This window comes from Acidithiobacillus sp. TH-A35 (assembly GCF_057473505.1).
In genome coordinates this window covers 1-9770 of record NZ_JBYCKR010000244.1, presented here as the reverse complement: position 1 = coordinate 9770, position 9770 = coordinate 1, and the positions used below count along the sequence as shown (strand labels likewise).

The window sequence follows — 9770 nt, the reverse complement described above, 5'->3', positions numbered from 1 at the left end:
AGGCTTCACAGGTAGAATCAGAAATGGCTAAAGCCTTCTACAACTGAAAACTCGCCGTTGTTTTGTAATGGAAATATTTTACCTCGGTATGCCATTTTGTAGAAAGCGTCCGCGCAGGAATATGCTATAAATACATAGCATAAGCGGGATTATAGGGCTAGAATGGGGTTCAGGTGGTCGGAGGTTCAAATCCTCTCGCCCCGACCAATTAATCAAAGAATTACCCAGCCTTCTTCAATTCCCCAACAATATACGTTGTCAATATTGTGACGTTGGCAGAACTTTCGTCAGTACGAAGGCTCTTTGCGTAAGGCGCCAGATGTTCTGCCGACAAGTATGCGTACTTCTGTACCGCCTCTATAAGCTATAAACGCCCAAACTTATGAAAAACATGCAAAAAAATTTACGTAAGTTTGATCATCATCGATGCAATGAATTTGCTGTGACCACAGAAAAAAGCCCCCGGAAGAGCAGGGGGCTACAAGCAGGGCGAGTAAAACGCTTTTAAAAAGGAATGTTTGAGGTGGGACCTCAGTGTTTGAGGCGACAGGAGCGAAAGTGCTTGCCGAGCAGCATGAGGAACTGGATGGTCTGCTGGGTTTCCGGTTGTTTCATGAGGTCCCAGAGTCCGCTGATACCACCCTTGGGTGCCGGGGTCTGGGCCGCTTCTTCAGTAGCCCCGGCCAGACAGCGGAGGAAGTCGGTCAGGATGTGCTCCTGATCCATCTTTTCTGCCACAGCTAGCAGACGGTCCATGACGCCGGTACGGGTGGCGCGGTCGAGCAGACACATGGCGTCGCTCGCCATGCCCGCCATCCTAGTCACCATTTCGTCGCTCATGGAGTCCTGCGCGGCACCGACCATGCGCGCCAGATGCACGATACGCTCAAGGTCACCATTTTCCACCAGTGCGGAGACGGTGGGCAGGGCATGGACGATCTGGCTGCGATTGACCCGGTCTAGCAAATCGAGTCCGTCGCTGGCCATGCCCGCCAGCCGTCCGACTATTTCATCGCTCATGGAGTCCTGGGCAGCCCCAGCGAGCCGCGCCAAGTGCACAATACGTTCCAGGTCGCCGTTTTCTACCAGGCGCGCCAAGGCCTCCTGGGCTTTGGATAGCGCTTCTTCGTGGGTGGCTTCTGACATTATGGCAGCCATAGATCACCTCCTTTAGAGTAAGCCACGGGCACTGGCCCAATAGAGCTTGTTGTAGGCCATCTTAAAGGCATGGACCGCACCGGTTGGTGCCTTGGGCTGCGGGGGATTTTGGTAATCAAACATGGCGTAGGTGGCGCGATCCTTGCCCGCTTCAATGAAGCAAAAGACCTTGCCGTCGTAACTGCGCACCGGTCGCCCTATCTTGATCACTGCCGCGACATTTTCTGCTGCCGTCTCCGCCTCAAAATGGGCCGTCGAGCCCGCCTTGCTGATAGGCAGGTTGGTGGTGTCGCCTAAGATAATGACGTTTTTGCCGTGTTCACCTTCCATGTGCAGGGAGGCGCGATTGGTGGGTATCCAGCCGTTTTCGCCCAGACCATTTTTTTCGATGACTTCCTGGCCCTTGTGCGGCGGCACCGCCACCAGCAGGTCATACTTGACGGCACCGCCTTCTTCACTAAGCACTTCGGCGTTCTTGCCGTCGACTTCTTTCATATTGAAGAGCGTTTCGTACTTGATCCCCATACGGTCAAACTCCGGTGTCGCCCACTTCGCCACATTTTCCAGGCTATGGACCCGACCGATGGGATAGGTGTAGTAGAACTCGGTTTTATCCAGCAGGCCACGATCCTTAATGAAATCGTGCATGGCGAAGGTGAGTTCCAGCGGAATCATCGGACACTTATGCGGCAAACCCACGGTTACCACAATACGACCGCCCTTGAAGTCCGACAGTTGCTTAAAGAAATTTACCGCATCATCGGCCGTATAGCAGTTGATGGAATTCTCTTTGAGGCCGGGGATTTTCTCCGGCAGGGGGCGGGAGCCAGTGGAGATGACGATCAGGTCATACTCATGAACCTTGCCGCTTTTGCATTTGACGTGATTCTCGGCGAGATGAAACTCCTCAACGGGGTCGACATGGAACTCGATGCCTGGTTCCAGCAGGCTTTCCTGTTCGCGCACCAGTTCATCAGGGGTCGCGCGCCCCATGGCAACATAGAGCCAACCAGGCTGATAGACGTGCTCGTGACTGGCCGAGAGCATGGTGATGCGGGCCTTCCCAGTTTTCATTTCATGTTGAATACGGCGGGCCAGAAGATTGGCAAAAATCGTGCCTCCCATACCCCCACCGATGACGAGAATTCTCATGATGTCACTCCTTATTTGTCTCTGCACTATTGGACGTTGCGTTACTTGGCTTTACGGACCCGGATATGCCAGGTGCCTTCACCATCCTGTTCGGTATCCAGCATTTCGTGGCCGACCTTCTTGATCCACTCCGGCACGTCTGCGGCGGAACCGGCATCGGTGGACAACAATTCCAGGGTGTCGCCCACACTCATCATCTTCATGTTGGAAATCAGCTCCATGAGAGGTCCGGGACAAAAACTGCCGCGGGCATCTACGACTCTTTCACTCATCTGCTACTCCTTCGCTCGCGCTTGTCATTCAGGTTATTGCTTCAAAAGGTAAGGATCTGCGCCCCTTCGGCATCGCTGAGAAACTTGGTGAGTCCCATGGGACCGGCGACAATATCTTCCATGCCATTTTCCTTAACCCCCATAACATCCATGGCCATGGAGCAGGCCCATATCCTGGCATCTCCCAGTTCCACGGCCTGCTCAAAAATGTGATAAAACGGCGGCACATTGCGCTCGGCCATGATTTTGCCCATGGCACCCTCATTCGGTGCTTCCTTACGGTGCCCTTTGATGAAGTAGGGAAACGCATTCATCGACACAAAGACATCGACCTCCGTTCCTGATACGGCCGCTACAGACGCTGCCATCGCCGCAAATTGCAGCTTCTCCCGCGCGCCACTTAAACAAATGATGTACATGCCTGACATGGGAACTTCCTCCGCAAATGGATGAGTTTGTTAGAGCAGAAAGCGTGCCATCACCGGATATTAGTTTTTATTTGTGGAAGTCTATTGTTATTCTTGGTATATAATAAGGTTAGTAAATTGCAATAAAGTTGTTGATATTTCAGTTTCATGGTGAATGACATGCCCAGCGTGTCATGTCATGTCATGATAAATAAGAAAAACATGACTCTCTAATCCATAAATAAAAATAACTGTTCGGCGGTATAAGAATATTCTTGCATCCGATCACTGAAATAATGGGTATAATAAGATGGAATTGGCAAATGGTGCAATAATGAACTGAATAAGTGGGCCACCCCGACATCAAAGGCTAACTATGATAAACCGCGGCAAAAAGACTAGATCCGGAAAATCGGAAACTACGGCTAGCCAGAACGACATGCCACTTGGCTTAAATGCCGGTAGTGTGCTCGATATTCAGCAGAACCCTATGGTGCTTATCGATCGTGAATATCGGATTATGGCCGCTAACCGCGCTTATCAGGATGCCTATGGTGTGCATGCAGATGAGGTGGTTGGGAAGTGCTGCCATGAAATCTCCCATCACTCCCCGGTACCTTGTCACAAGCGTGGAGAAGATTGTCCCCATCAAGCGGTGTTTAACACTGGAGAGGCGCATGAGGTGCGTCACATTCATTATGACCATCAGAATCATGCCGAGCATGTGCGGATTCGCGGACATGCTATTAAAGATCAGGAAGGTAACACCTATCTTGGGGAGGAGATCATCCGCCTCCCGCACCTGGAGGAGGAAATCACCTGCGGTGAGTTGCGTATGGTAGGACGTTCACCAGCCTTTATGCGCTGTCTGCACCATATAGAGATGGCAGGGCGGACGGATGCCAGCATTCTGCTATTTGGTGAGAGCGGAGTGGGCAAGGAGCTGGCAGCCAGCGCCGTGCATCAGTTCTCGGCGCGGGCGAATGGTCCTTTTATTACCGTCGATTGTGCTTCGTTGCCGGAAACCCTTTTTGAGAGCGAGATCCTGGGTCACGAGCGGGGCGCTTTTACCGGCTGTCTTGGGCGCAAGCGCGGGCTCTATGAGATGGCTCATGGCGGCACCCTGTTTCTGGATGAGGTGGGCGAGTTGCCACTTGCCATGCAGGCTAAGTTTTTGCGGGTGCTGGAAACGGGTAGCTTCCGGCGTCTGGGGGGGGCGGAAACGTTGCATGCGGATGTGCGCGTAGTGGCTGCCACCAATCGCAATTTGCTAGAGATGACCGCGCAGCGGGCTTTTCGCGAAGATCTCTATTATCGGTTGGCGGCCATCACTATTGATTTGCCGCCTTTGCGCGAGCGTCGCGAGGATATCGCGGGTATCGCCGAAGTTTTGCTGGAGCGCATCGGTAAGAGCTGGGGCGGGAGTTGGAGCCTATCCAAGGATGCGGAGATTCGTCTCGGTGCTTACGATTTTCCCGGCAATGTGCGCGAGCTGCGTAATATGTTGCAAAAAGCGGCGGCGCTGGCTGATGGCCCTATCATCCAGCTCCGGCATTTGGATTCCGGGGTGTCGCGCAACGCTGCTCTGCCAGCGGCGGAACGGTCTGCACGCTCTGAAACCGGCAAGACTGGCCAGCACCCTGATAACCTTGACGAATTGTTGCGTCGTTATCAGGGTAACCGTCGCCGGGTGGCGGATGCCTTGGGCATTAGTGAGCGAACGGTGTATCGCTGGCTGCAGCGTGCGCCTGCTGAATGAGGGAGATCTGCGCGTCCTTCGTGAAAACCCGCCAACGCGGTACAATCACTGCGAACGATCTGGAAAGGGTGATCCATGAGTCCATCTAAAGAACACTTGATCATTTTCGACACCACCTTGCGCGATGGCGAGCAGTCGCCGGGCGCGGCCATGACGCGCGACGAAAAATTGCGCATCGCCAAGGCCCTGGAGCGCCTGCGCGTGGATGTCATCGAGGCGGGCTTTCCCGCCGCCAGCAACGGCGATTTTGCGGCCGTGCAAGCCATCGCCGCAGCGGTGAAGGACAGCCGTATCTGCGCCTTGGCCCGCGCTCGGGACGAGGATATCCGCCGTGCCGGGGAAGCCATCGCCGGAGCCGCCGCGGGGCGCATCCACACCTTCATCGCCACCAGTCCGGTACACATGCAGGCCAAATTGCGCATGTCCCCTGACGAGGTGCTGGAACGGGCGGTAGCTGCGGTGAAACTCGCCCGGCGGTATTGCGATGACGTGGAGTTCTCGCCGGAGGATGCCGGGCGTTCCGAAGAGGACTTTCTCTGCCGGGTCATCGAGGCGGTGATCGACGCCGGGGCGCGTACCATCAATATTCCGGACACGGTGGGTTACAACCTCCCGGACCGCTTCGGGCAGCTTATCGCCAACCTGCGCGCGCGAGTGCCCAATGCTGACCAGGCGGTCTTTTCCGTCCATTGTCACAACGACCTGGGTTTGGCCGTGGCCAACTCCTTGTCGGCGGTGCTGCATGGTGCCCGGCAGGTGGAATGCACGATCAATGGTCTGGGCGAGCGCGCGGGCAATGCCGCCCTAGAGGAGATCGTCATGGCGGTGCGCACCCGCGCTGATGTCTTCTCCTGCGATAGCCGCATCGACGCCACCCAGATTGTGCCCACCAGCAAGCTGGTGTCCACCATCACCGGTTTCCCGATTCAGCCCAACAAGGCCATTGTCGGGGCCAATGCCTTTGCCCACGAGTCAGGTATCCATCAGGACGGTGTCCTCAAGCACCGGGAGACCTACGAGATCATGCGCGCCGAGGACGTGGGCTGGGCGGCCAACCGCATGACCCTGGGCAAGCTCTCGGGTCGGGCGGCGGTGCGGGCGCGCCTGGAGGCCCTGGGTATTCAACTGGACAAGGAGACCCTCGACACGGTCTTCACGCATTTCAAGGCGCTGGCCGACCGCAAGGCGGAAATCTTCGATGAGGACTTGCAGGCCCTCGTCAATGAGGATCTCCAGGAGGAGCAGGCGGAACGCTATCGCCTGGGTTACCTGCGCGTTTGTTCGGAGATGGGCACACGCCCGGAGGCGACAGTGGAGGTCCTGGTGGAAGGTGTGGCCAAGACCGCCATGGCCGTGGGCGGAGGGCCGGTGGATGCCGCCTTCAAGGCCATCGAAGCCGTGACGGAGAGCGGCGCGCAATTATTGCTGTACTCGGTCAATGCCATCACGACCGGCACTGACGCCCAAGGGGAGGTCACGGTGCGTTTGCAGCAGGATGGCCGCATCGTGAATGGTCAGGGGGCGGATACCGACATCGTCATCGCCAGCGCCAAGGCCTACCTCTCGGCCTTGAACCGTTTGCAACACCCTCAGGGGCGGCGGCATCCGCAGATCTAGGGCGCCATGCCCTTCTTCCCCAATTCCCTGAGGACATTCTCAATGTCTGGAGGAAACAATGTGAGCTCCTCGCTTGAGGAATAAAGGGGTGTGTTAAATCGCCTCGGGCAGGGCAAATGGCCAGCGCCTGCCCATTCAAGTGCGACTAACGGCTGGCGCGGAACACGCCTTGGCGATGCATCCCACCCCGCTGCTCGTGGAATTGGAGTTGCTTTTTAGCTGCCTGATTCGCAAGCGCGTGCGCTTTCCCGCCCGCCTGTCTGGCTAGGTGATAGTTATTTTGGCCGTTGAATAATAGCGGTACTCTGTCAGGCGATTGAGGAGAAGTTCATGGAAACGGTATCGGAGTTGGGTTTTTGGCAACGCATGGTGACCACCCGAGGACTGATCATCCTTTTTTTTACTTCTGCGGGCTGTCATTCCTGCAGGATATGGCGCCATTTGCTGGCGGATTACGAGGCCACCCGTGATGATCTGCAAGTTTGGGAGGTCGACGCAGGGATCGATATGGGGATCACTCAGGAGTTTGATGTCTATCATCTGCCCGCACTTTTCCTTTTCCGGGATGGCCGTTACCAGCGCCCCATTCAGGTGGAAGCGCGGGCGCATGCACTGGACCGCTGGCTGACAGAGATGGCCGATCGGCCACCGGAGGAGATGCCGTGACGGTCTGGGACGGTGCGGGCTGGCATCGTCAGGCAAAGTGCGCGCCATCACCCCACCATGACGAACGTCCGGCGAACACGGCGGTGGACCTGCTGGTGGTGCATGCTATCAGCCTGCCGCCTGAGGGCTTTGGCAGCGGTGACGTGCAGCGTTTTTTCATGGGGACTTTGGACTTTAATAGCCATCCTTACTTTGATGCTTTGCGCAACCTGCATGTCTCCGCCCACTTTTTCATCGAACGAGACGGCACCTTATGGCAGCATGTCGGGGTTTTTCAGCGGGCCTGGCACGCCGGAGTGTCCGAGTGGCAATGTCACCCCGCTTGCAATGATTACAGTGTCGGCGTCGAACTGGAAGGCAGCGAGGGCACTGCGTTCATGCCGCTCCAGTACCAGCGTCTGGCGACATTGGCGAAAGACTTGCAGGGCCTTTTCCCGGCCATGGGCCCCGAGCGCATGGTGGGGCATTCGGACATTGCACCCGGTCGCAAGTGGGACCCTGGTCCCGGTTTTTCCTGGTCATATCTGGCAGAGGTGAGTAAAGATGGCGGAGATGCGGCAAGCTCCCAGGCGTGACTGGCGGCGTGGCTGGCTGGGGCCCTTTCTGGTGTTTCTGGCGATGCTGCTGCTGACGCTCTGGTGGCTGGGCGTCTTTAACAGCCCGACGGTGACGGAGGAGATGGGGGTGGCGCGGAGCTATGTCTACCAGCCTTTCCAGGGTTCTTACCGGCAGATGGTCAAGACCCGGGAAAAGATGGCCAAGGATGCTCCTGCAGACCTGCGTAGTCATACAGAGATCACCCTGCTGGAACGGGAGCAGGGCAGTGGCGGAGATGCCGAAGTGGTGGCTCGTCTGGGTTATCTGGTGAATGCTGGTGTCCCGGCACCGACGGGCTGGCAGGCCGGGCAATGGCCCGCACAGCACGTTGCCCGAGTGCGGGTGAATGCCAACCTGGCGATCGCCTCATGGAAGGCCTACGGCGCCCTGTCGGCGTGGGGCAAAGCGCGTGATCTGCCCCTGCGCTACCCGGTTCTGGAATTATTGGGGCCAGGAGACCGCTACGAGCTCTTGATGCCCGTAGCTTCTGTGTCGGCGCCCTGACCCTGACCGGTCTCATCGCGGCCATAGAACTTCACGCCGCGGATGATTTTGCTGCGGCCCTGACTGATCCGGTGCTGATTGCTGTCGCGCAGAGAATAGACACAGCCGCAGTATTCCTGCTGGTAAAACTGTTCGCGCCTGGCGATGTCGATCATCCGTGCGCTGCCGCCGCCCTTGCGCCAGTTGTAGTCCCAGTACTGTAACCCCGCATGGCGCGCTGCAGCCCGTTTTCCACAGCCGTTGATCTGGGCCATATCCTTCCAGCGGGAAATGCCGAGGGTGCTGGAAAAGAGGCTGAAGCCGTGTTCGGCGGCATAGAGAGCGGAACGCTCAAAGCGCATATCAAAACAGGCGCTGCAACGCTCGCCGCGCTCCGGTTCCCACTCCAGTCCCTGCACCCGGCTGAACCAGTTATCCTTGTCATAGTCGAGGTCAACGAAAGGGACGCCCAGTTGCCTGGCGTAGCGGATATTTTCTTCCTTACGCAACTCGTACTCGGCCTGGGGATGAATGTTGGGGTTGTAGAAGAGCACAGTGAAATCAATGTCTGCCGCGCGGATATCATCCATGATGGGGCCGGCACAGGGCGCGCAGCAGGAATGCAGCAGGATATGCCGGCTGCCATCGGGGGTTTGCAGCGGCGTGGTAGGTTTTTTGGGCATGGAACAGTTCCCTGACGAATGGCGGCCTTGATGGCGCAAGAATAGCGCCTCGTGTCGGTCTTGCCAAAGGGCGGATAACAATGGGGCGTGATTTGCGTGGGGTGCGGCAAACACCCCGGTCCGGGACATTCGCCGTGTACACATTGTGGTCAACGACGCCGCACAAGAGGGTTACGCTGGCAACACACCCCTGTTGTGCTGAGGCCCGCAACTGCGCGATGCCTGCAACTCTGATTATTGCGCAGGACGCAAAAGCGGCCGCATGCCTTCCCGAATCTGGCGCTGAATGAAGGCGGCACGGCCGGGTTCGCGTTTGTCCAGTTCCGCGGCACACTGGGAATCGGTCAGTGCAGCGGCGCTAAGCATGACTTCCAGTTCACAAGTGTCCACTTTTGGGCTGGTGAGCGCAGTCGGCGCGACATTCATCTGATCGCCAACCTGCCAGAACATCCGCGCATTCCACATACGCAGGCGCACGTCGGGGTTCTGAAAAAGTTCTACGCAACGGGTATTGAGGGCCTTGGGGTCCACTGTCATCCTCCTGTTTAAACGAACAAAGCCATCGCCTGTTGTGGCGGGCGGGCTTAAGCATACCCGAAAAATGTGCCCCGAGGGGAGGTTTTTGTGGATTGAAGTATTCCATGCCCGGATAGATTCCTTGCGAACATAAAAAACCCCGCGCGAGGCGGGGTCATTTTGCGCGTCAAACTGAATCAGGCGGAGGCCATCTTCATATTGATGTTCTGATTGGTGGCGAGTTCGGGGTTGTAGAGGTATTCCACATTGCCCTGTTCCACCTGTTTGAGATATTCCTGGAAGTCGGCCTTGGCCTTGTCCCAACTGATGCCCATCTTTTCCACCAGGTCTTCACAGGGTGAAGCGTGCCACTGCAACTGGACGATCTTGAAGGGATCGGCGCCACAGGCGAGGGCCGCGAGCTGCACGTCGGCGATGATGGGCATGGAGTAGTTCATGT

General features: G+C 56.9%; 11 protein-coding genes and 1 pseudogene. 5 read left to right on the top strand and 7 right to left on the bottom strand.

The window, feature by feature from the left end:
* Positions 1 to 531: 531 nt before the first annotated feature.
* From AC2VNK_RS08175 to AC2VNK_RS08160, 4 genes are read right to left on the bottom strand one after another with little or no spacing between them, the layout of a single operon-like run.
* A complete protein-coding gene (locus AC2VNK_RS08175; protein ID WP_291522151.1) occupies positions 532 to 1158 on the bottom strand; it encodes a helical membrane plugin domain-containing protein in 627 nt (208 codons plus the stop codon).
* Positions 1159 to 1170: 12 nt separating this feature from the next.
* Complete coding sequence (locus AC2VNK_RS08170) at positions 1171 to 2310, bottom strand: NAD(P)/FAD-dependent oxidoreductase (RefSeq protein WP_291522149.1); 1140 nt, start codon at positions 2308 to 2310, stop codon at positions 1171 to 1173.
* A gap of 41 nt (positions 2311 to 2351) precedes the next feature.
* Positions 2352 to 2582 (bottom strand): sulfurtransferase TusA family protein, encoded by a 231-nt coding sequence (locus AC2VNK_RS08165; RefSeq protein WP_206387050.1) that lies wholly within the window; start codon positions 2580 to 2582, stop codon positions 2352 to 2354.
* Positions 2583 to 2623: 41 nt separating this feature from the next.
* Positions 2624 to 3010, bottom strand: a complete 387-nt coding sequence (locus AC2VNK_RS08160) for a DsrE/DsrF/DrsH-like family protein (protein ID WP_291522148.1) — start codon at positions 3008 to 3010, stop codon at positions 2624 to 2626.
* 418 nt (positions 3011 to 3428) lie between these two features.
* Between AC2VNK_RS08160 and AC2VNK_RS08155 the strand changes: the two genes are divergently transcribed.
* From AC2VNK_RS08155 to AC2VNK_RS08135, 5 genes are all read left to right on the top strand, one after another.
* Entirely contained in the window at positions 3429 to 4748 is a 1320-nt protein-coding gene (locus AC2VNK_RS08155; RefSeq protein WP_486883425.1) for a sigma-54 interaction domain-containing protein, read from the top strand.
* Positions 4749 to 4823: 75 nt separating this feature from the next.
* The gene (locus tag AC2VNK_RS08150; RefSeq protein ID WP_291522146.1) at positions 4824 to 6365 is read left to right on the top strand and encodes a 2-isopropylmalate synthase; all 1542 of its coding nucleotides are present in this window, start codon (positions 4824 to 4826) and stop codon (positions 6363 to 6365) included.
* Positions 6366 to 6695: 330 nt separating this feature from the next.
* Positions 6696 to 7031 carry a thioredoxin family protein gene (locus AC2VNK_RS08145; RefSeq protein WP_291522145.1) on the top strand — a complete coding sequence of 112 codons (336 nt, stop codon included), beginning with the start codon at positions 6696 to 6698 and terminating at the stop codon, positions 7029 to 7031.
* Positions 7028 to 7606, top strand: coding sequence for a 1,6-anhydro-N-acetylmuramyl-L-alanine amidase AmpD (gene ampD, locus AC2VNK_RS08140; RefSeq protein ID WP_291522144.1), 579 nt, complete (start codon positions 7028 to 7030; stop codon positions 7604 to 7606). The genes AC2VNK_RS08145 and ampD overlap by 4 nt, the downstream gene beginning before the upstream one ends.
* Positions 7575 to 8132: a hypothetical protein gene (locus AC2VNK_RS08135; protein ID WP_486883424.1), complete on the top strand. Its 558-nt coding sequence runs from the start codon at positions 7575 to 7577 to the stop codon at positions 8130 to 8132. The genes ampD and AC2VNK_RS08135 overlap by 32 nt, the downstream gene beginning before the upstream one ends.
* On the opposite strand, the gene AC2VNK_RS08130 is transcribed toward AC2VNK_RS08135, so the two are convergent.
* The 3 genes and pseudogenes from AC2VNK_RS08130 to AC2VNK_RS08120 all read right to left on the bottom strand — a co-directional run.
* Positions 8090 to 8794 carry an epoxyqueuosine reductase QueH gene (locus tag AC2VNK_RS08130; protein WP_486883423.1) on the bottom strand — a complete coding sequence of 235 codons (705 nt, stop codon included), beginning with the start codon at positions 8792 to 8794 and terminating at the stop codon, positions 8090 to 8092. The two genes, AC2VNK_RS08135 and AC2VNK_RS08130, sit on opposite strands and share 43 nt — an antisense overlap.
* 234 nt (positions 8795 to 9028) lie before the next feature.
* Positions 9029 to 9331 (bottom strand): hypothetical protein, encoded by a 303-nt coding sequence (locus tag AC2VNK_RS08125; RefSeq protein WP_291522141.1) that lies wholly within the window; start codon positions 9329 to 9331, stop codon positions 9029 to 9031.
* A 176-nt stretch (positions 9332 to 9507) separates the two neighbouring features.
* Positions 9508 to 9770: pseudogene (locus AC2VNK_RS08120) on the bottom strand (heterodisulfide reductase subunit B); the annotation flags it as partial.

Excerpts from the sequence above, each read along its gene's own strand:
- AC2VNK_RS08125 (WP_291522141.1), bottom strand. The coding sequence starts at position 9,331 with ATGACAGTGGACCCCAAGGCCCTCAATACCCGTTGCGTAGAACTTTTT.
- AC2VNK_RS08145 (WP_291522145.1), top strand. The coding sequence starts at position 6,696 with ATGGAAACGGTATCGGAGTTGGGTTTTTGGCAACGCATGGTGACCACC.
- AC2VNK_RS08165 (WP_206387050.1), bottom strand. The coding sequence starts at position 2,582 with ATGAGTGAAAGAGTCGTAGATGCCCGCGGCAGTTTTTGTCCCGGACCT.
- AC2VNK_RS08135 (WP_486883424.1), top strand. The coding sequence starts at position 7,575 with ATGGCGGAGATGCGGCAAGCTCCCAGGCGTGACTGGCGGCGTGGCTGG.
- AC2VNK_RS08170 (WP_291522149.1), bottom strand. The coding sequence starts at position 2,310 with ATGAGAATTCTCGTCATCGGTGGGGGTATGGGAGGCACGATTTTTGCC.
- AC2VNK_RS08130 (WP_486883423.1), bottom strand. The coding sequence starts at position 8,794 with ATGCCCAAAAAACCTACCACGCCGCTGCAAACCCCCGATGGCAGCCGG.
- AC2VNK_RS08175 (WP_291522151.1), bottom strand. The coding sequence starts at position 1,158 with ATGGCTGCCATAATGTCAGAAGCCACCCACGAAGAAGCGCTATCCAAA.
- AC2VNK_RS08160 (WP_291522148.1), bottom strand. The coding sequence starts at position 3,010 with ATGTCAGGCATGTACATCATTTGTTTAAGTGGCGCGCGGGAGAAGCTG.
- AC2VNK_RS08155 (WP_486883425.1), top strand. The coding sequence starts at position 3,429 with ATGCCACTTGGCTTAAATGCCGGTAGTGTGCTCGATATTCAGCAGAAC.
- AC2VNK_RS08150 (WP_291522146.1), top strand. The coding sequence starts at position 4,824 with ATGAGTCCATCTAAAGAACACTTGATCATTTTCGACACCACCTTGCGC.